Below are 21,732 nucleotides of genomic sequence, written 5' to 3' on the forward strand. Positions count from 1 at the left end.
CGATTCGGCAGGTGCGTTTTCGATGCATCGGTAATCGAGCTGTTGCCAAAACATTGACAGTGTCATTGTGACAGTGTCAGTATCGATGGATGGCCGACGTGGCGACGTGGACGCTGGACGAGCTGGTTCGGCGGGTGGCCGCCGGACTGGCGGATCCGGCGTATCCGGGAGCGCCCAACGGGCGTGTCCGGGGCCTGCCGGATCGCCGGGCTGTCCGGTGGTACACGACGACCGGGCTCGTCGACCGGCCGACCATGCAGGGACGCACGGCGCTGTACAGTCCCCGGCACCTGCTGCAGATCGTCGCGGTCAAACGGCGCCAGGCCGAGGGCCGCTCGCTCGCCGACATCCAGGCCGAACTTGCGGGAGCGACGGACGAAACGCTGCGCAAAGTCGCCGGCGTGCCCGACGAACTGATGGCGGCGGAGCTCGAGGAACCGGCGCCGAGTCCGGTTCGCCGACAACGCTTCTGGGCCGATCCGCCCGCCGCGGCGCCGGTGGCCAACGGCGACGGCGCTGACAGTGTCACCAAGTTGGCCGCCGTCAGCCTGCCCGGCGGGGCACTGTTGCTGCTGCCCGCTGGATCTGGGGGTGGCGGCCGACCCGACGAAGACGACATCGACGCGATCCGTGCGGCCGCCCGGCCGCTGCTCGAATTGCTGGCCGAGCGTGGCCTGCTGACCCCTGATGAACGGAGCCCCTCATGACCGTCCGTATCACGTCGATGGCCGACGCTGAAACCGATCGGGTGGCCGCCCCGGACGACGAGGCCGGGCTTGGCGCCCTGAGCACCGAGCGCGGCAACCTGCCGCTGGAGCGCATCGACGTACGCGCCGAGATCACCGGGCTCACCAGCCGCGTCGAGCTGACGCAGGACTTTGTCAATTCCTTCGACGTACCCCTGGAAGCCAGCTACGTGTTCCCGCTGCCGGATCGGGGGGCGGTCACGGACATGCGGATGACCGCCGACGGGCGGGTCGTCGATGCCGAGCTGCGGGAGCGGGAGGCCGCCCGCCAGGCGTACGACGACGCCATCGCGTCGGGCCGGCGCGCGTCCATCGCCGAGGAGGAGCGGCCGGACGTCTTCACGATGCGGGTCGGCAACATCCTGCCCGGCGAACGGGTCAGCGTCGCCCTGACGCTCGTCATCCCGCTGGCCTACGCGGACGGCGAGGCGACGTTCCGGTTTCCGCTTGTGGTTGCGCCACGGTACATCCCGGGCCGCGCGCTTGCCGATGTCGCGGTCGGCGACGGCCACGCCGACGACACCGACGCGGTGCCCGACGCGTCGCGCATCACCCCACCCGTGCTGCTGCCCGGGTTTCCGCACCCAGTTCCGCTGTCCATCGAGGTCGGGATCGACCCCGCCGGCCTCACGCTGTCGGAGGTGCGATCGAGCCTGCACGCGGTGTCCACCGACGACGGCCGGATACGGGTCCACCCCGGCGAGCGCGCCAACCGGGATTTCGTGCTGCGGCTGCGCTACGGCGCGGAAGACGTCACCGATTCGCTTGTGCTGGTGCCCGATTCGGAGGGCGATGAGGGAACCTATCAGCTCACGGTGCTGCCGCCGGCGGCCAGCGCGCCGCCGCGCCCGCGGGACGTGGTGCTGGTGCTCGACCGCTCCGGCAGCATGGCCGGCTGGAAGATGGTGGCCGCCCGCCGCGCCGCGGCCCGCATCGTCGACACGCTCACCAGCGGAGACCGGTTCGCGGTCTTGACATTTGACGATCGGATCGACCGCCCCGCCGGGCTGCCCGACGGGCTGGTCGAGGCCAGCGAGAGGCACCGGTACCGCGCCGTCGAGCACCTCGCCCGCGTCGACGCACGCGGCGGCACCGAGATGGTCGCGCCGCTAAGGCAAGCCCTCGCGTTGCTGAGCGGGTCGCGCAACGGCGAAGCCCGAGACGCCGTCGTCATCCTCGTCACCGACGGGCAGGTCGGCAACGAGGACCAACTGCTGCACGAGCTGTCGGGCGACCTGCCGCGGGTCCGCGTGCACGCAGTTGGGGTAGACCAGGCCGTCAACGCCGGATTCCTTTGGCGCCTGGCCAGTGTCGGCGGGGGCCGCTGCGAGTTGGTGGAAAGCGAGGACCGCCTCGACGAGGCGATGGACGCCATTCACCGCCGCATCGGCGCGCCGCTCGCGCATTCGCTGTCGCTGCGCGCCGAAGGGTTGGCGATCGTCGAGGACACCGCGACCCCGGCTAGGCTGCCCGACCTGTTCCCGGGGGTGCCTTTGGTGGTGAGTGGGCGGTATCGGGGGAGCGCGGCCGGCTCTTTAACTGTCCGCGGCGCGACGGGGGAGGGCGGCGACTGGTCGGTCGTCGTCGCCGGGCGACGCCTCGATGCCCCCGCCGTGACCGCGCAGTGGGCCCGCGCGCACCTGCGCGACCTCGAGGACCGCTACGCCGCGGCCGCCACGCCGGACTTGGAGGAGCGGATTATCAAGACGTCGTTGCGGTTTGGCGTGTTGTGCCGGTTCACCGCATTCGTGGCGGTGGACAGCCGCGTCGTTGCCGACGGCGAGGTGCCGCACCGCGTGGTGCAACCCGTCGAGGTGCCGGCCGGCTGGGAGCGGCCCGCGGACCAAGTCGTGTTTGCCGCCCCGCCGCGGTCCCTGTTGGCCGGGGCTGCCGTGACGCCGAGCCAACCCGCATCGTCCCCCAAAGAACCGTCGCGGAAATCGCAGGCACGAACCGTGAAGCTGCGCAATGTGATTGCGGCGGTGGTGGTCGGCGCGCTGCTGCTCGGCGGCGGCTGGACCTGGTCGACGAGTCGGGACGGTCACCCCGGCCCGACGGCAGACGGCATTGTGAGCGGCAAGATTCCGGCGTCGGAGGATAGGGGCGCCGCGGGCCAGGTGTCCGGGACGAGGGCCGGCGTTCCCGAGAGCACCGTCTCGCTACCGGAAGCACCGCCACCGCCGCAGGCGCCCGCGGACGCTACGTACAAACGCGACATCATCACGACGGGATCGATGCAGATGATCGTCGCCGAGCCCACCCAGGTCGCCGACCGGCTCATCACCGCGGCCACCGACGCCGGGGGTCGAGTGGACTCGCGTTCGGAGCGATCCGGATCGTCCTCGCCGACAGTGGATCTCGTGTTGCGCATTCCCGCCGACAAACTGGACGGGGTGCTGGCCGACGCCAAGAAATTGGGGACCGTCGAATCGATGTCCATCGGGCACAACGACGTGACGTCGCAGCGCGTCGACCTCGATGCCCGCATCGAGGCGTTGCAGACCTCGGTCAACCGACTGCTGCAACTGATGGGCCGGGCCGGCAACGTCGCCGACCTGCTGGCGGCGGAGTCGTCGCTGACCCAGCGTCAGGCCGAGTTGGACTCGCTGCGGGCGCAGCGCGCCACGCTGGGCGACCAGATTTCCTACGCGACGATCAACGTCAGCCTCTCGACCAAACCGACGGCGGTTCCTCAGCCTGGTTTCCTCAGCGCACTTCAACACGGGTGGCAGTCGCTGCTCTCCGCCATCCACGGCGTGGTGATGGCGGTCGGATTCCTCATCCCGTGGATACCGGTGCTGGGTGTGGTGGCGCTGGTTCTCGTCTTGGTGTTGCGCCGTAGGCGTTTTCGGGGCAATCCATCAGGCGAGGCTAGCCAGGTCGGTTGAGCTGGTCGAACCTCGCGAGCGCGGCGTCGAGGTCCGCCTCGTCGAACATTTCGCTATGGCTGAACAGATCGCCGTCGAGCGTAACGACGTTAATCAGGCGCCACTCGGCATCGAAGCCCTCGCGTGAGGTTCCGCTTCCCACGTGAGTGATGACCGCGCCGAGGTCGGTCAGCCGATGGACAGTCTCCACGTAGGTCCTCATGTCGGTGAGGTCGTCGAATGTTTCGCGGAGGTATGCGGTCAAGTCGCCCGACCCGATCATTCCGAGTCGGCGGTGGTCGATGTCGACCACGTCCGGTGTCGTCGAGGGGAACTCGTATCGATTAGCAGCGGCATACGACGCCGCGATGACCGACCACGTGTGTGCGTGGGAGGCGGCTTCGCCGGCGAGATAGCGTCTATCGAGTTCCTCGAAGGCAGCCTTGATGTCCTCGGGATCGAAGCTGACGCTGTAGCGCAGCATGCCGCCGTCGTCGACTTCCGCGACTTGCAAGAACTCGACGGTGATCGGGCGATCGGCGTAATCGGTATCGCGGTAACAGACATGGATCAGCGAAAGGCGGGATCCCCTGATTGCGATAGGGTCTGCCGTCGCCCGCACGCTGATTGGTATGGACTCGAACATCGCATGCACAGCCTTTCGCTGTGCTGGGCCCCGGAATTCATCCCGGAGACCCTTTCGCCGGTCCTCGTAGCGCAGGTCCGCAGCACTGAGGGCAAGGAAGCCTTCGAAGTCGCGGCGGTTGGTCGCGTCGGCCATGCGAGACCATGTACGTGTGGCCTTGTTCTCAAGTGGTGGTGGCCGATTGAGCTCGTCGAATCTCGCCAGAGCTGCGTCGAGGTCATCCTCGTCGAACAGCTCCGTCCGTTTGATTTTGTCGCCGTCGTAGGTCGAAAGGTCGATGGTGCGCCACTCGGCCTCAAAACCTTGGTGTGAGGTCCCTTTCACAACCTGGGTGACGACAGCTCCTACCTTGCTCAACCGATGCACAGCCTCAATCCGGATGCCGGATTGCGGCGAGAGATCCCATGTCGCAAGAAGGTATGCGCTTAGACCACCGGCCGGGATTGGTGCGAGTCGGCGGTGATCGATATTCACCCAGTCGGCGGCCGCCTCGGGGAGTTGGCGTCTGTTGAGCGCTGCGTACGCGCGTGTGACGAGTGACCACGTGTGCGCGTGGTTAGCCGCCTCGCCCCCACGGTATCTCGCATCGAGCTCCTCGAAGGCCGCGTCGATGTCATCCGGGTCGAATGCGACGCGCGCCACGATCCGCTCTTCGGCATTGATCTCGAGGACGCTAAGAAACTCCATGCGGAATGCCTCAGGTTGCTCTTGGTACCGGATACACGTCCGACATAGCTCGAGGCGAGCGCCTCGGGTCGCGATGACGGCCAACGAAATATGCGTGAGCCCCAAGTCGACGGCGCTCCGCATATCCGCGATGGCGGCATCTCGTCCGTGTTGAATCCCGGAGTTCACGACCCGACGGCGATCGTCGATTGCAATGTCTTCGGCCAGGATCTCGCCTACGGCGTTCCAGTCACGGGCCACGACTAATGCCTTGAGTCGCCCGTGTACTCGGCTTGCCGCGTTTTCCAGTCGCCGCGTCGGTGGGCGAAATTCCTCTAAGCGGGTCAGCGCGACACCGACGTGTTCCTCGTCGAACACCTCGACGCCGCTGATTAGGTCGCCTTCGACTGTGAACATCATGATCATCCGCACTTCCGCGTCGAAGCCTTCTCGCGAGGTCATGTTCAGGACCTCGGTGAAGACGGCTCCGCGTTCGCTCAGCTGATGCACGGCCTCGATGTAGACGCTGGCCTTCGAAGTGAGGTCCCACACGGCACGGATGGATGCGGGTAGATCAGCCCCCTCGATCGATACGAGCGGTCGATGATCGATGTAAATCGGGTCTGGAGTTGTCGCGAAAAGTTCTTTCCGGTTGAAAGCGGCGCAGATCCGTGCGATCACCGACCATGTGTGTCGATGGCCGGCCGCTTCGCCGGCAAGGTATCGCGCGTCAAGTTCGGTGATTGCGGCGTCGAAGTCATCGAGGTCGAACACGACATCCGCGGTAATTCGGTTGTCGTCGTTGATCTCTAGAATTGCAAACGCCGCGGCGTCAAACGCATCAGACGACCGGTCTTGGCTCGTGAAGGCGACTTTGATGAGCGCGAGACGCTCTCCGCGGGTCGCAATCACGGTCGACCCCACCCGCGTTGTCCAGATGTCGGCGGTGGCGCGCCAGTTCGCCATCTCGGCGCCTCGACCGCGTCGGACGCCGGCGTTTACGGTGCGACGGCGATCGTGCGAGGAGACGTCGTCGGTCAGTAGGTCGGCCATGGCGTCCCAGTCGCGCGCCGCAAAATGAGCTAGGAATTGCTCGGCCATTTGGCTCGCCGTGTTTTCCAGCCCTCGCGTCGGTGGGTGGAGCTCGTCAAAGCGGGCGAGCGCGGTCTCGAGTTCTGTCTCGTCGAACAGCTCGAAGCGGCTGAGCAGATCGCCGTCGAACGCGATAATCGCGATCTCTCGCCACTCGGCGTGGAAGCCCTCTTGCGAGGTGCCATGCGACGTCATGGTGACGGCAGCTCCGAGGTCGCTCAGGCGGTGCACGACCGCGACATAGGCATCGAAGTCCGCCGCGTCATCGAACACGTCGTGGACGTATGCCGTCATGTCACCGCTCGCGAAGGCTGCTCCGCGGCGGTGGTCGATGTTGACCAAGTCCGGCGTTAGCGCGGGTAGTTCGTGTCTGTTGATCGCGGCGAAGCTACCCGCGACGAGGGTCCAAGTGTGCGCGTGGTCGGCCGCTTCGCCGGCGAGATAGCGCGCCTCGAGTTCTTCGAAGGCGGCGTCGAGGTCATCGAGGTCGAACAAGACGCCCGCCGCGATCCGACTGTCGGTGTCAATCTCAATGACGCTCAGCATCTCCGAGCCGAATGCCTCGGGCCGCTCGTCGCCCGATACGCGAGCACGGGTCAGCGCGAGGCGCTCGCCCCGGGTCGCGATAACCGAGGACTCGAAGTTATTGACCCCGACATCGACAATGGCCCGCAGATTTGCAGTTTGGGCATCCCGACCGCGTTGGATGCCGGCGCTTACCACCCGCCGTCGATCGTCACTGCAAATGTCGTCGGTGATCATCTTCGCCATGGCGTCCCAGTCGCGCGCCGCGAGGTACGCGTTGAAGCGGTCGTATATTCGGCTTGCTGCGTTTTCCAGTCGTCGCGTCGGTGGGTGAAGTTCCTCGAAGTGGGCGAGCGCGGGCTCGATGTCAGCCTCGTCGAAGATTTCGCAACGGTTGATCAGATCACGATCGACAGTGATGACTTCAATTCCCCGCCACTCCGCGTCGAAGCCATCTTGCGAAACTCCATGCGCCACGTGGCTGCAGACCGCACCGAGGTCCGTCAACCGATGCACGGCCTCGATCCGGAAGGTGAGGTCCGGTGTGAGCTCCCAGAGCGAACGGATGGATGCATTGAGGCCACCGTCCTCGATTATCCCGGGTCGTCGGTGATCGCGGTTGACCCAATCCGGCGTTGTCGCGAAAAGCTCGTGCCGGTTCATTGCGGCATAAGTCCCCCCGACGAGGGTCCAAGTGCTCGCGTGCGGGGCTGCTTCACCCGCGAGGTATCGGGCGTCGAGCTCTTCGAAGGCTGCGTCGATGTCATCGAGGTCGAACACGACGACCCCCACGATTCGCTCGTCTGCGTCGATCTCGACGATGCTGAGGGCATCGTTTTGAATCGCCTCGGGTTCATGGCCCGAGACGCGAACCCGTGTCAACGCGAGGCGGCCGCCGCGGATTGCCAGAACGCCCACCATCTTCATCGTGAAGCCGACATCAACGGTCGCCTGCGCATCTTTGATGTTGGCATCACGACCATGCAGGATCCCGGCGTTCACCACTCGCCGGCGATCGTCGACGGCGACGTTCTCGGCAGATATTTGAGCAACGGCGTGCCAGTCGCTGGCCGCAATGTACGAGTAGAGGCGCTCCCACACCCGTGTTGCGGTGTTCTCCAGCCGTGGTGTCGGTTGGGTGAGTTCCTCGAACCTCGCGATCGCCGCGTGGAGGTCGGACTCGTCGAATACCTCGCAGCGGTTGAGCATGTCGCCTTCCACCGTCACAACGGTGATCACTCGCCACTCGGCGTCGAAACCTTCATGCGAGGTCTCACGCGACGCGTTGGTGACGACGGCTCCGAAATCATTCAGGCGATGCACAGCCTCGATGGAATGCGTCAGGTCGGCCGTGAGGTTCCACGCGGCGTCAAGTAACGCAGACATTTCACCGGGCGCAAACGATGCTCCTCGGCGGTGGTCAATGTTGACCCAATCGGGCGTCGCCGAAGGCATTTCATGCCTATTGAGTGCGGCGTAGGCCTGAGTGACGACAGACCACGTGCGTGTGTGGGCCGCCGCCTCTCCGGCAAGATAGCGGGCATCGAGTTCCGCGAAGGCTGCGTCGATGTCTTCCGGGTCGTATGCGACGCGTGCCAGGATCCGTTGGTCGGCGGAGGTTTCGACGATGATCAGCATCTCGATACGGAATCCCCCGGTTTGGTTGTCTTCGCTAGAGATACATGTCCGGCACAGGGCGAGGCGTTCGCCTCGTGTGGCGATAACGGTCGCCGTACTCGTCGTCACCCCAATGTCGGCGAAGGCCCGCATGTTCGCGATTTCGACATCTCGACCGCGCCGGGTTTCGGCGTTGACGACGCGTCGATGATCGTCGACGGCCGTATCCGTGGTCAGTAACTCCGCCATAGCCGCCCAGTCGCGCGCGGCGAAGCACGTCCGGAAGCGTTCGTACGCATGGCTTGCCGCGTTTTCCAGCCGGGGCGCCGGCCGGTCCAGCTGTTCGAACCGCGCGATCGCGGCGTCGAGGCCCGACTCGTCGAACATCTCAGAGCGGCTGATCAGGTCACCGTTGACCGTAAGCAGAACGACTTCCCGCCATTCGGCCTCGAAGCCCTCTTGCGAAGTTCCATGCACCACATGCGTTACGACAGCACCGAGGTTGTTCAGCCGATGCACAGTCTCAATATGCGTACGGCCATCCTGTGCGAGGTCCCAACTGGCACGGACATACGCGATGAGATCACCGGGCGCGAACTTTGGTCCCCGGCGGTGGTCGATGCTCACGAAGTCAGCCGTCGTCGCCGCGATCTCATGTCTGTTAAGCGCGGCGTAAACGCCCGTGATGGTCGACCACGTGCGCGCATGGGCGCCCGCTTCGCCGGCGAGGTAGCGCTCATCGAGTTCCTGGATGGCGGCCTCGATCTGACTGGAGTCGAATGCGACAAGCGCCGAAATCCGCTCGTCGGCATTGATCTCGACGACATATAGGACATCCACGCGGAACGCATCGGGTCCGTCGTCGATGCGTGAGAAGAGGGTATGGGTGAGGGCGACGCGATTCCCGCGGGTGGCGACGACGTCTGACGCCGCTCGTGTGACGTCGAGGTCGGCGGCGGTCTGGAATTGCCTGATCATGACATCCCCACCGCGCTGGATCCCGGCGCCAAAAACGGGACGGCGATCGTCGCCGTAGTAGTCGTCGGCAACTAGCGCCGCCATCGCGTCCCACTCGCGTGTCGCGAAGTGCGCTAACCATTGCTCGAGCGCATGGCTTGCGGCGTTTTCAAGCCGCAGTGCCGGCCGGCTGAGCTGTTCGAACCGCGCGATCGCGGAGTCGATATCTGCCTCGTGGAATACCTCGCAGCGGTTGATCTTGTCGCCTTCGACCGTCAGCAGCGCAACCCCCCGCCACTCGGCCTGGAAGCCCTCGCGCGAGGTCTCATGGGCTGCGTAGATGATGACCGCCCCGAGGTGGGTCAGCCGGTGCACGGACTCGATATAGATAGCGATGCCTTGGTCGAGATCCAGCCCGTCGCGGAGGTATGCACTCAAGTCGGCGGGCCCGAACGCTGTCTCGCCTCGGTGGTCGATGTTGACCAAATCCGCCGTGGTGGCGGGGAATTGGTGGCGGTTGAGGGCGGCGTAGGCCGTCCCGATGACCGACCATGTGCGCGCGTGCGGTGCCGCTTCCCCGGCGAGGTATCGGGAGTCGAGCTCCGCGATGGCGGCATTGAAGTCGTCTGGGTCGAAAAGGATGCGCGCAGTCATCCGGTTATCGCCGTTGACCTCGACGATGCCGAGCATCTCGGTCTGGAAGGCGTCGGGCCGCTGGTCTCGTCCCGAGAGGCGGATACGCACGAGGGTGAGGCGCTCCCCGCGGATGGCGATCACCGTTGACGACCCCTTCGTCGTCCCGAGGTCGGCGGTCGCCCGCATGTCCGCGATTTTCGCATCCCGACCGCGTCGGATTCCGGCATTCACTACCCGGCGGCGATCGTCGGCAGCAATGTCGTCGTCCAATATCTCGCCCATCGCGGCCCAGTCGCGGGCCGCGAAGCATGTCTGGAAGCGTTCGTCCACGCGGCTCGCCGCGTTCTCCAGTCGGCGCGCCGGGCGGCTGAGTTGATCGAACCTCGCGACCGCCGCCTCGACGTCGGCGTCATCGAACACCTCGCTGCGGTCCACCAATTCGCCGTCGACCGTCATCAAGTTGATGCCCCGCCACTCGGCCTCGAAGCCTTCGTCGGAGGACCCATCTCCCGCCCAAGTGAAAACCGCACCGAGGTCGCTCAGCCGGTGCACGGTCTCGATGTAGATGTCGAGCTTTTGGCCGAGATCCCACCCTGCTTTGAGGTACTCGATACCTTCACCGGGCGCAAAGGCGGCCACCCGGCGATGGTCGATAGTCGCCGCGTCCGGCGTCGCCGCTGCAAGCTCGCGGCGATTGTGGGCAACGAGGGCACCGGTGACTACTGACCACGTGCGCGCATGCGGCGCCGCCTCGCCGGCGAGATAGCGCGCGTCGAGCTCGGCGATAGCGGCGTCGAAATCGTCGAGGTCGAACACGACGACCGCCATAACCTTTTCGTCCTCGTCGATCTCGACAACGTTGAGGGCTTCGTTTTGAATCGCCTCGGGTTCGCGGCCGGAGATGCGAACGTGCGTGAGGACGAGGCGCTCGCCGCGGGTTGCCACGGCGCCCAACAACATCATCGTGGTGAAGCCGACGTCAGCGGTGGCCTCCAACTCTTTCGTCCCGGCATCCCGGCCATGCCGGATCCCGGCGTTCATCATCCGTCGGCGATCGTCGATGGAGTAGTTGTGGGCCGTTGCTTGAGCCAAGGCGTCCCAGTCACGGGCCGCGAAGTATGAGTAGCCTCGCTCGATGACGCGCGTTGCCGTGTTCTCAAGGCGCCGCGCTTGCGATCGTTCTTCCTCGAATCGCGCAGCCAGGGCGTCGAGTTCGGCGAGCGCGGCATCGATGTCTTCGACGTCGAAGAACATCTGCAGCGCGACTCGACCGTCATCGTCGATGGCATACAGGTGAAGCAATTCATCGTACGGCGCCCCAGGGCCCACGTCTTCGGTGCCGGCATGCATTCGAGCGAGCGCCAGGCGCTCGCCTCGCGCCGCGACTATGACGTGTTTGACCCGCATGCCGCCCGTCTCGACTTCGCGCCTCCACCCACGTCGCCACGCGTCGGATGGCAGCGTAAGACCGACGACCTTCCGGCGATTTTCGATCGAGATATCGGGTGCGAAAAACTGCTCGAACTCTTCCCAGGCCCCGCGGTGAACCGCGGCCATCACGCGTTCGCCCACTCGCACGGCGGCGTTGTCTATTTCGACGCTCGGAGCTTCGGGTAGAGCCTCGGTCACCGGCGGGACGCGCTCGTAGGCTCTGGTCGCCGCATTTTCCAACCGCCGCGCCCTCGGCTGCTCCTCCTCGAATCGGGCGGCCGCGGAGTCGAGTTCGGCGAGCGCGGCGTCGAGGTCATCGACGTCGAACCACACCTGCAGCGCAAATCGGCCCTCCTCATCGATGCCGTAGAGGGCGAGAAATTCGTCATACGGCGCTCCTGGGCTTGCATCGGCACTGCCCACCCTTAGTCGGGAGAGAGCCAGGCGCTCGCCGCGTACGGCGATAACCACTTGGGTGATCCGCACGGCGCCCGTCCCGAGAATTGGCTTTTGTGCTGGTACCCAGTCGCCCGACGTCATCTGGGTAAATCCGACTACCTTGCGGCGACTCTCAATGACTGCGTTGGGCGAGTACATCTGCGCGATTTCGTCCCACGCTTGGCGTTCAGTGGCAGCGCTCATGCGTTCACCTGCCCGCACGCACGCGGTGTCGGGTACGACGTGTGGCGGCGGTTCCGAGGGAGCCGGGGCGGCTCGGTGTTCGGCACCGATAACTTGTCGCGCCCTCTCGGCAAGTGCCGCAGCGCCTTTCCGCTCGTACAATTCTACCGCTCGCTCGGCGGCGGCCCGCCCCCCCGCTGCGTCGCCGGCGGCGCCCAAAACCGTTGCCAGGGAAAGGCATGCGTCGGCATGATCGACCAATGCGTCGGTCCGTTCGGCCAGGCCGACGGCCGCCTCGGCGACGCGCCGAGCCTCGCCATGATCGCCCCCGCGCGACAGCAGCCGTGCCCGAAGCGTGCGCCAGGCGATCGACGGCTTCAACGCGTGCCCCGCGAGACGCTCGCTTTCCGAACACAACTCGTCGGCCTCAGCGTCTCGGCCGAGCGTCAGACACGCGCGACCCAGTAGCGCTGCGGTTTCGGCGGTGTCGGCGTCGAGGCCCATGCGACGAAAGCCGTTGTAGGCCTTGCGCAGGTGTGGCTCGGCCGCGGCGGGATCGTCGACGACCAACTCGACGATGCCGGCGAACTGCTCGACCTCGAGAAGGGAATGGCGCAGGCCGAGCTCGGTCACCGTGCGCCGGGCGGAGTCGATCATCCTTCGGGCCGCCGCGGCTCGGCCCCGGAAGGCTTCCAACACGGCCTGGCACCGCGTCGAGGTCGCCTCCACCGCAGGCGACTCGGTCGTGATTCGCAGCAGCCGCGCCACGTCAAGGCACCGCCCGCCGGCGCGCGGTACCGGGTTGGGTCCCCACAGCGCCGCGAGGGGCGCGTTAGCCAAGACTGCGTTCACCCTGCGGTGTTCGCGCGCGCGCCGCGCCGCCGTCAAAGCGTCGTCCAGGGCGACTTCGCAGTCGCCGATTCTCCCGAGTCGCGCCAGGCAGCCGGCACGGACGGTGTGCGCGTTGGCTTCTCCGGCCGCATCGCCAATTCCGGCCAATATGTCGGCGGCCGCGCCGACCGCGGCCTCGATCTCGTCCAACCGCTCGGGATCGGTCAGCATCGACAGCTGCCCGTCGAAGCACGTTGCCCAGGCCGCTAGCCGAGTCGAATCCACAGTGGCGCTTTGCAATTGAGAGACCGCACCGGCCGCGGAAGTCACGTCACCGGCGGCCAGCAGCGCCTCGCAGCGCGCGACCAGCAGCTCTGCGGTCTGGTCGTCGCGGTCGGGCAGCTCGTCGTCGATCTCTTCCAACGCGTGGAGCGCCCGATCGTACAGGTCGGCCGCGCCTTCATAGGCGAGGCGGGCCATCGCCTGGTCCGCGGCACGCCGGCAGTACTCGACAGCCTTGACCGCGTTTCCCGCCCAAGCACATTCGAAGTAGTGGTGCGCCAGCTCGGCGAGCAACTCGTCGTCGGCGCCGGGCTCGTTCTCCAACGTCGTGGCGATGCGCTGGTGCAGCCGCATGCGCCGCACCGAGGGCAGCTCGGCGAGCAGTGACTGTCGGACGAGCGCGTGGTTGAACCGGTAGCGACCGCCGGGCTCTTCGATGACAATGCCCGCCTTGCATGCCTCGTCGAACGCGTCGACCAGGTCGTCGCCGACCACCCGCTCCACCAGCTCCAGGGCGAACCGGCTACCGACGACCGCCGCCGCCGCAAGGCCCTTGTTCGTCTCCGGGGTCAGCCGAGAAAGGCGGCGACTCACCGCCTCCCGGACCCCCTGCGGCAGCGTGCTCTGATCCCACCGCCCACCGCTTTCCTCCACGTGGCGCAGGGCCTCGATGAGGAAGAACGGGTTGCCACCCGTGACTGACGCCAACGCCCGGGCCAGCTCTTCGTCGTTGTAGCCGGCCTCGGCGACGTAGGCGGTCACGTCGCCCTCGTCGAGCCCGCCGAGCTGGAGGCGGTTGGCGGTGCCGTCACGGTGCAGGTCGGCGAGCATGGCCGAAAGGGGATGGGAGCGGTCGAGGTCGGTGCTGCGATAGGTGCCGATGATTTGCACGCGGGCACGCTCGCCGAAACGCAGGAGATGCCGCAACAGGAGCAACGTGGGTTTGGCCGCCCAGTGCAGGTCATCGAGGATCAGGACGACGGGCGCGCTCGCCGACGCGACGCTCAGCAGCGCGACGACGGCGTCGAAAAGCGCGTAGCGCTCGGTGTCGGGGTCGGCGCGCGTCGGTGCGGCCAGGTCGGGGAGGACATCGGTCAGCCCGGGAACCAGGGGGAGTAGCGCTTCCACGCCCCGCAGCCCGCCAAGCCGCCCGCCACCAAGGCACGGCACCAGCGAACGCAGGGCTTCCGCGAACGGTTGGTAGGGCGCACCGAGGTCCTCGTCGCAACGGCCGTAAATCACCAGGGCGCCTTGGTCGTAGGCCTGCCGGGACCATTCGCCGGACAAACGCGTCTTGCCGACGCCCGGTTCGCCGGCGATCAGCACGGCGTTGGTGCCACCCGCGAGCGCGGTCTGCCACGCGGAAAAAAGCCGCTCGAGCTCTTGCCCGCGACCGACGAATGGCCCGGGGCCGGCCAGCACCGCGGGCAGGGGCGGCCGCTCCAAGGGTGCCTCGCCCGAGACTTCTTCCGTACTACGGACGTCCGCGGTCTCCCGCCGGAGCTCGAAGACGTGCTCCGGGCGGGCGAGGTTGCGCAGCTGGCGCGTGCCGAGGTCGGCGAGAACGACGTCGTCGGGCAGGGAGTCGATCACCAGCTCGGCCGTCGCACCCGAGCACAGGATCTGGCCGCCCGCCGCCAGCGACCGCAGCCGCGCTGCGCGGTTGACCGCCCGACCGAAGTAGTCGCCGTCGCGGAACTCGGCCTCCCCGGTGTGCAATGCCACGCGGATGCGCATGGGCTCCCGCAACGCCCAGGGCTCTCCGACGATCGCGTCTTGCAGCTCCAGGGCGGCGGCGGCCCCCGCGGACGGCCGCTCGAAGACCGAGAACGTGGCATCGCCCTCGCCGCGGGTCTTGATCAGCCGTCCGCCGCGGGACGTGACGACCTGTTCGACCAGCTCGTCGTGACGCGCGAGGGCGAAGCCCATGGCAGCGGCGTCCGCCTCCCACGCGGCGGTCGACCCCTCGATGTCGGTCAGCAGGAAGGTCACGGCGCGGGTCACCGCCGGAACATTTTGCGCGCCAGGGGCTTCCAGCGCGGCGTCCTGCGCGACGATCGCGGTCTCCAGCCGGCGCAGCTCCGGCCCGGGATCGACGCCGAGCTCGTCGGCGAGGAGGGTCCGCGCCCGCTGGTAGGCGCCCAGGGCCTCGCCCTGCCGGCCTGCGCGGTAGAGAGCGAGCATCAGCTGGGCCCAACGCCTTTCGCGCAGCGGCGCGTCGGCGACCGCGGCCTCCAGCTCACCGATGATCTCGGCGGCGCGCCCCGTCGCGAGCAGCGCGTCGGCCCGGTCCTCCACCAGCGCGGCGTGGCCCTCGATCCACCGCGTCTTTTCCGACGTTCCCCGGCGGCCGTCGGGCAGTTCGGGGATGCCGCGCCAGAGTTCGAGCGCCTCCTCGAAGCGGGCCACCGCCTGGCCGGTGTCGCCGGCCGCGGCGGCATCGCGTCCCCGTCGCGCGGCCGACTTGTAGCGCGACGCGTCGACCTCGCTCTCGGCCAGAGTCCACCCCGCGCCCTCCGTCAACACGAAGCCGTCGCCCAGGGCGCGGCGCAGCGAGGAGATGTGGGTTTGCAGGGCCTTGGCGGCCGTGCGTGGCGGATCCTCGCCCCAAAGCAGCTCGACGAGCGTGTCCGCCGACACCACCGAACCGACGTGCAGCCCGAGCATGGTGAGGATCGCGCGGGGCTTGGCGCCCGGAATCGCGACCGGCGCGCCCGCACGCCGGACCTGGAGAGGCCCCAAAACCCCCAGTTCCACCTCTAGAAGACTAGTCACGTCCGCAATCGTCGGTAAGGCGATTCAACAAGCAGTCAAGATCGAGTAAAAGCCGCCCTATCCTGCGATATCTGCGAGCATGCCGACTTTGGTGCACGGGCCGTCGCCGCAGGCCAGCAACAACGCGGACTTCTCGGCGGGCGTCAGTGGATTTGGTTGCTGAGCTTGTTGACGAGAGCGGTGTTGAGATACCCGGTGGCCGCCGGCCCGCCGGTGTTGAGCGCCGTGATGGTGGCGGGGTCATCGACGATGACCAGCATTCCGCCGTATCCGCTGTACTTGGCGGGCAGACCGGCGTATCCGCCGCCGCCTGCGCCCGGGTCGGTGCGCAACAGGAGCATGACGTCGGTGCGCCGCCCGACGTAGTCGAAGTCGTTGATATCGAACGGCACATTGGGTGGGTCGCTCGGGGCGCGCTTGTAATGGGTGCTGTAGGAAAACCCGATGCCCTCGAGGTAACTGGTCGGAGTGGACACGGATGCGGCGGCCGTGGTGTCGGTGCCGGTGTAGTTGACCGCCAGGATGGACTTGCCGGAAAAGGCCGGGTGGTCCGATTTGACCTTCGCCTGTTGTGAGGTCGCGTCGTCGAGCAGCGTCTTGGCGGTGTCGGATCGGCCCAACGCCGTGGCGATCCAGGCCAGCTGCGTCTGCCAGGTCCAGTCCTGGGTGGTGTCGGCGGACTGCGTCAGGGTCGGAGCGATGGCGGCCAGCTTGTTGTAGGTGGGCTGGTCGATGTCGCCGGTGTCGATGATGAGGTCGGGTTTCGCCGCGGCGACCGCGCCGGGGTCGATGCCCGCCAGGACCGGCGCGGCGGAGTGCACCAGGGATTGAAGCCAGCCCGGCACGCCGGCCTGCGGCCGGGTCATGACGACGGGCTGCACGCCCAGCGACAGTACGGCGTCGGGATCGCCCGGTCCGAGCGCGGCGATGGCCACCGGGCGGTGCTCGAGTTTGACGGTGCCGAACTTCCCGGTCAGCGATTGCGGGCGGTAGGGCGCCAACCCCCCGCTGGTGTGGCCGAGCGCGCGGATGCCCACGACCGCCGCGACGACCACCGCGACGGCCAAACACGTTGCGGCCAGGACTAACCGGCCGCGTTTGCGGCGCCGCGGTGGCTGCGAGGGAACGGGTCCCGGCCAGTGTCCGCCTGAAAGGTGCTGTGGCGCAAGCGCACCGGGTCCGCTGGGTGGGGTCGGCCACGTGGGCGGGTAGGACAGCGTGGGGTTGGTCCGGGCGGGCGTTTCGTGCCCGCCACCCGACGTGTCCGTGCCGGACGCCGGGCGACCGGTCAGCGCGGCCGCCGTCGCCGCGGCGAGCGCGCCCGCGGTCTGGAAGCGTTCGTCGGGGTTCTTGGCCAGCGCGCGGGCGATGACGTCGTCGACGGCGGGCGGCAAGCCGGGGGTGAGGTCGCCGGGGCGTGGGATCGGGCGCATCAGGTGGGCCATCAGCATCGCGGGCAGTTCGCGGAATTCGCCGTAGGGGGTACGGCCGGTCAGCAGCCGAAACAGCGAGCAGCCCAGGGAGTAGATGTCGGTCCGGTGGTCCACCGGGCCGCCTTGGATCGCCTCGGGCGCGGCGTAGGCGGCGGTGAAGACCAGTGAGCCCGTAGCGGTCAATGTCGTGGCGTCGTCCAGCGCCCGCGCAATGCCGAAGTCGGCCAACAACACTCGTTCCTGGTCGGGAACGCCCGGCGAGGCCAGCAGGAAGTTGCCGGGCTTGATGTCGCGATGCAGGATGCGGCGGGAGTGCGCGTAGTCGAGCGCTTTGGCGACATCGCTGATGATGCGCACGATCCGGGTTGGCGTGAGGTTCGCGGCGGCCAGATCGCTTGCGGCGGTGCCGTCGACGTATTCCATCGCGATCCACAGCTGGCCGTCCTCGGTTTCGCCGCGGTTGAACACGGTGACGATGTTCGGATGGCTCAGCGTGGCGGCCAGGTCGGCTTCGCGGGTGAACCGGGCGCGGAACTGCTCATCGACGGAGAGTTCGGCGGACAGGATCTTCAGCGCGTCGCTGCGGGGCAGCGTGGGGTGGCGCGCCAGGTAGACCGTCCCCATCCCGCCGGAGCCCAAGACGCCTTCGATGCGGTATCCGGCGATGACGGTTCCGATGGCTAGCGGCATGGCCGGCTCATTTCCCGGTCAGCATGCGGTATTGGGCGGCCATCATCTGGTGCAGCGCGGTTTCTTGTTCATTTTGGATGAAGTAGGCGTAGCGGTCGGCGCCGGCCACGCACCAAAAGGCCAGGGTTTCGGTGAAGCATTTCGCCTTGGGCATCCCGCTGATGCCGCCGACCCGGTGCGAGCCGGAATAGTCGGCCACGATGCGGGCCGCCGAGCCGGCGTCCGGTGTTTGGTAGACGCGGATTTCGGCGACCTCGGCGACCTGTTGGACCCCAACGGATTTGAACAGGGCCTGCATGTGAACCGCGTCGTCGGGTTCGAGGTGCAGGGCCCCATGGGCGTCGTAGACGCCGTCGCTGATGACCTCGTTTTCGGCGCGTTTCGGCAAGGTTCGGGCCAGCAGGCCGTCGGGGTCCAGCGGTAGCTGAGCCAACTGGTCGTACGGGGTGGGCTTGAACTTGTCGATGAGCGGCTGCTGCAGGTCCAGCGCGGTGGCGATCAATTGCGTGGCAATATCGGCGTTTTCAGCCGAGGTAGCGGTTTGGGCGAAGACGTATTGGCCGTGCGCGGTCACCGCCGTCACCGAAAATCGCGGTTCCCCTGGGGTGGGGTAAACGGCGGTCCACCGGTAGGTCACCGCGGCGGTTCCGGCATAGCGGGGGATCGAAATGGGCTGGGTGGGAACGGGCTTGGTATCGAACGGCTGTGTCAGAGCCGCGCTCTTGGCCGCCATGTCCGCGACGGCGGCCGTGGCGTCGGCGGGTGTGTCCAGCTCCAAGACGACGTTGAGCAGGCTTTTGTAGGGCCCGGTGCCGGTGTGGCGGGAACTGGAAAACCCGGCCACAAACCTGTGACCCGCAAGCCCGTCACCCATCGGGGCGCCCAGCAACGCGTTGACCCCCTCATAGGCCTTGACCGGACCCGTATCGACCTGGGCGTACTGGGTCAGGGCGGGATCGACTTCCCACGGGCCCACCACGTTGGTGGCGAGGCGGCGCGCCTCCGCCCATCCACCCTCTCGGGGGGCGCCGGCGACACCCAGCGGTGGGCGCGGCGTGGTCGGATAGTTCCCCACGTCGAGCAACGCGACCTCAACGCCGTCCCAACCGCCCGCCCCCGCCGCCGTGGTGGCGGTCCCGTCGATCGTGGTGCTGCATCCGACGGCCGTCGCCACCACCGCGACGGCGACCCAGGTTCGCGCCATCCTGTTCATGAGCCCGTCAGCATGAGGTATTGGGACGCGATGATCTGGTGGGCGTCGAGTTCTTGGCCGGCAGCAGCTTTGAACGCGTACCGGTCAACGGCGGCGACACACATGTAGCGCACCGTCGCCAGGTCGGGGTTGTCGGATCCCCGGTCAAAGCAGCGCGCCGAGGGCAGCCCGCTGATGCCGGGCGCTGATTTATAGCCCAGGAAGGGGACATCCATGCGCACCAGCCCGTCGACGGCCCGAACCGCGCCGGTCGGGTCGACGGCCTCATAGACGGTGGTCCGGTCGGCCGAGACCCGCTGAATGCCGGCGTCGTTGTACATCGCCTGGGTGGCCACCGGGTCGGAGCGAAAGTTCAGCGCCCCGCGGGGCTCGTACACCGCGGCCTGGTTGACCGTGGGGTTGGTGGAGGGCACCGTGCGGGCCAGCAACCCGGTGGGATCGGCGGGCAGGCTGGCCAGCTGTTCCACCGGGGTGGCCTGGAAATGGTCGGCCGAAGGGCCTTGCAGGTCAAGGGTTTTGGCGATCATGTCGGCGGTGACGTCGGCGCTATCCTTCGAACCCGCGTACTGGTAGAGCACGTAGGGCCCGTGCGCGGTGAACGCCTCGGCCTCGAATCCTCCGGAGACCGCGGCGACGTTGGCCAAAGCGGCTGGGTAGCGGGGGATTGGCAGGCGTCTGGCGGGCACGTTGTCGGCGCGCGGGATGGCCAGGTTGGCCGCGGCCATCGCCGAGGCCGCCGCCGCCGCGTCCTGTGGGCCGGCGAAACGCAGCACCGCGTTGTCGAGGATCTTGGGCTTGTCCGTCGCTGCGCCGGGTTGTCCCGCCGGCACGGGCACTGTGGCGCGCCCACTGACGAACCCCACCACAAAGTGGTGGGCGGCCGCTTGGTCGCCCATGGCGGTACCGAACACCAGCGCCGAGAGAGACCGGATGTCGGTGAGCGCGGTGGTGGGCGCCAGATCAGACTGCACCGAGATCAGTTTCGGGTCCACTTCCCACGGTCCGGCCACCATGCTGGCCATCCGCTGGGCTTCGACGCGACGCCCGGCGTCCTCGTTGGGCACGGTGCCCAGCGGCGCCCGCGGCCGGCGCGGATAGTTGCCGGGATCCAGCAAGGCCACGTTGGCCGCCGGGGGAGCCGCGCCGCCGGACTTGACGGCGCTCCCGGTCACCACAGACGTGCAACCGCTATTCAGCGCGATGACCAGCGCGGCCATCAACGCCAGTGGCGTCGGCGCCGTGCCTGGTCGCCGCAGACCAACAAGACCCGCACCGCAGGCCTTGCCGTGAACGTCTTTCACCGACGCCCGCCCCGACCGAACTCGGGGGCGTCGGGTCGGTGGCTCAGCGCGTCCACGGGCTCGGCGCTCACCGAAGCGTTGCGATTCTTCACGGCCACGCCCCCTTTCGCTTCCCCAAGCACGTAAGCAACCCAGAACACGGCCACGCGGGCCGCGAATGGTAGCTGATGCTACCAGCGTGCATCGCCAACATCGGGGGAATCAGGAGAGAGGCTGGGCATCGGCGGAGTCGCCCCAGCCCTCGCCACGGGCCGTCAATCCTGTTGCGCTTGAAGGTCATTGGGTGGTAACCCGGTCCGCCATTCGCGCGGCGGCGGTCGTGGCCTGGTCGGTGCGGTTGAAGCCGCAGCTGCGGGTGTCGATCACGACGTTGTTGCGCGCGGTGAGTGCCCGCTGGCACCCCCAGCCGCGGGCCCCTTCCTGGGTGAACACGACGCTGAGCATGCCGCCGCGGTTGGTGACCGTGCCGACGGTAAAGGTGATGGACCCCTCGGCCGGGTTCGTCAGTGTCAGCGGCTTACCGTCGCACTTCCCCCAGTTCTCGGCTTGCTGAGCGGCGAACCTGGTAGCCGACTCGGCGCTGGGATAGTCGATGACGGCCTGGCTGACGAGATGCCCGTCGCCGCGCAGGAATTGCGTCTGCACGCCCAGGTAGCCGCTTCCTCTCAACGCCTCGGTCAACGCCGGATGCTGGATGCCCTCACAATCGGGCCTGTCGCTGGACAACTCGCTGAACGGGGAATCCGCGTGGGCGTCGGGCATCACCCGAATGTCGGTGGCCGCTTCGATGCCGTTGACCGCTCCGGCATCCAGCAACAGCCGGGGCAGGGCCTCAAGCGGCACGGTCGGTGCGGGGGGTGCCTGGCTGGGCGCGACCGACACCGAAGGGGAGTCCGGCGCCGGGCTGGCGGCCGAACGCGCCGGCGTGGGGTCGGATTTGCTCGCGATGGCGATCAGCCCGGTGCATGCGATGACGGCCACCACCGTGGCCGTTATTCCGCCGATCCAGGCCCACTTGCGCCGGTCGCTGCGCGACTGGGTCGGCGGCGGATAAGCCGGGCCCGACCACCCTCCGAAAGCCCACGGCGGGGGTGTCGGCGGCACCTGCCGGCCCGCGGGCAATGCGGCACTCCGTCGGGGGATAACCGCGGTCACCTCCTCGCTGCCGCGCCCGACAGGCGGGGCCCACCCGGCCGGGCCCGGTGGGGCGACCCGTGCGCCGGGGCGCCCGCGTTGGGGATCGGCTGGGTAGGGGTTCGGCTGACTTGTCATCGGATGTCCTCTCGGGGTGTGCGGCAGCGCGCCCGCGCTCATGCTTCGAATTAGAGCATGCGAATCGTAGCGATGCAACAATAAAACCGTTGCAGAGCTACGACATAGTTGCTAACGTGCGTCTCAGACCT

General features: G+C 67.5%; 7 protein-coding genes. 2 read left to right on the forward strand and 5 right to left on the reverse strand.

Annotated features, from left to right (window positions below; translation table 11 throughout):
* Positions 1-89: 89 nt before the first annotated feature.
* Together AC5Y7V_RS23655 and AC5Y7V_RS23660 are read left to right on the forward strand one after the other, a co-directional pair.
* Entirely contained in the window at positions 90-707 is a 618-nt protein-coding gene (locus AC5Y7V_RS23655; RefSeq protein WP_499882463.1) for a MerR family transcriptional regulator, read from the forward strand.
* Positions 704-3,634: a DUF4349 domain-containing protein gene (locus AC5Y7V_RS23660; RefSeq protein ID WP_499882464.1), complete on the forward strand. Its 2,931-nt coding sequence runs from the start codon at positions 704-706 to the stop codon at positions 3,632-3,634. Before AC5Y7V_RS23655 ends, AC5Y7V_RS23660 begins: the two co-directional genes overlap by 4 nt.
* Here AC5Y7V_RS23660 and AC5Y7V_RS23665 read toward each other — a convergent pair.
* The 5 genes from AC5Y7V_RS23665 to AC5Y7V_RS23685 all read right to left on the reverse strand — a co-directional run bounded on the left by AC5Y7V_RS23665 (position 3,618) and on the right by AC5Y7V_RS23685 (position 21,601).
* A complete protein-coding gene (locus AC5Y7V_RS23665) occupies positions 3,618-15,674 on the reverse strand; it encodes an ATP-binding protein (protein ID WP_499882465.1) in 12,057 nt (4,018 codons plus the stop codon). The two genes, AC5Y7V_RS23660 and AC5Y7V_RS23665, sit on opposite strands and share 17 nt — an antisense overlap.
* A 161-nt stretch (positions 15,675-15,835) precedes the next feature.
* Positions 15,836-17,815, reverse strand: a complete 1,980-nt coding sequence (locus tag AC5Y7V_RS23670) for a serine/threonine-protein kinase (RefSeq protein WP_499882466.1) — start codon at positions 17,813-17,815, stop codon at positions 15,836-15,838.
* 7 nt (positions 17,816-17,822) lie between these two features.
* Positions 17,823-19,019, reverse strand: coding sequence for a DUF7373 family lipoprotein (locus AC5Y7V_RS23675; RefSeq protein ID WP_499882467.1), 1,197 nt, complete (start codon positions 19,017-19,019; stop codon positions 17,823-17,825).
* Between the two features lie 5 nt (positions 19,020-19,024).
* On the reverse strand, positions 19,025-20,329 hold the full coding sequence (locus AC5Y7V_RS23680) for a DUF7373 family lipoprotein (RefSeq protein ID WP_499882468.1): 1,305 nt from the start codon (positions 20,327-20,329) through the stop codon (positions 19,025-19,027).
* A 276-nt stretch (positions 20,330-20,605) separates the two neighbouring features.
* Positions 20,606-21,601, reverse strand: coding sequence for a sensor domain-containing protein (locus AC5Y7V_RS23685; RefSeq protein WP_499882469.1), 996 nt, complete (start codon positions 21,599-21,601; stop codon positions 20,606-20,608).
* Between the last annotated feature and the right edge of the window lie 131 nt (positions 21,602-21,732).

The organism is Mycobacterium sp. NGS34 (assembly GCF_059812845.1).

Excerpts from the sequence above, each read along its gene's own strand:
- AC5Y7V_RS23675 (WP_499882467.1), bottom strand. The coding sequence starts at position 19,019 with ATGGCGCGAACCTGGGTCGCCGTCGCGGTGGTGGCGACGGCCGTCGGA.
- AC5Y7V_RS23670 (WP_499882466.1), bottom strand. The coding sequence starts at position 17,815 with ATGCCGCTAGCCATCGGAACCGTCATCGCCGGATACCGCATCGAAGGC.
- AC5Y7V_RS23655 (WP_499882463.1), top strand. The coding sequence starts at position 90 with ATGGCCGACGTGGCGACGTGGACGCTGGACGAGCTGGTTCGGCGGGTG.
- AC5Y7V_RS23685 (WP_499882469.1), bottom strand. The coding sequence starts at position 21,601 with ATGACAAGTCAGCCGAACCCCTACCCAGCCGATCCCCAACGCGGGCGC.
- AC5Y7V_RS23660 (WP_499882464.1), top strand. The coding sequence starts at position 704 with ATGACCGTCCGTATCACGTCGATGGCCGACGCTGAAACCGATCGGGTG.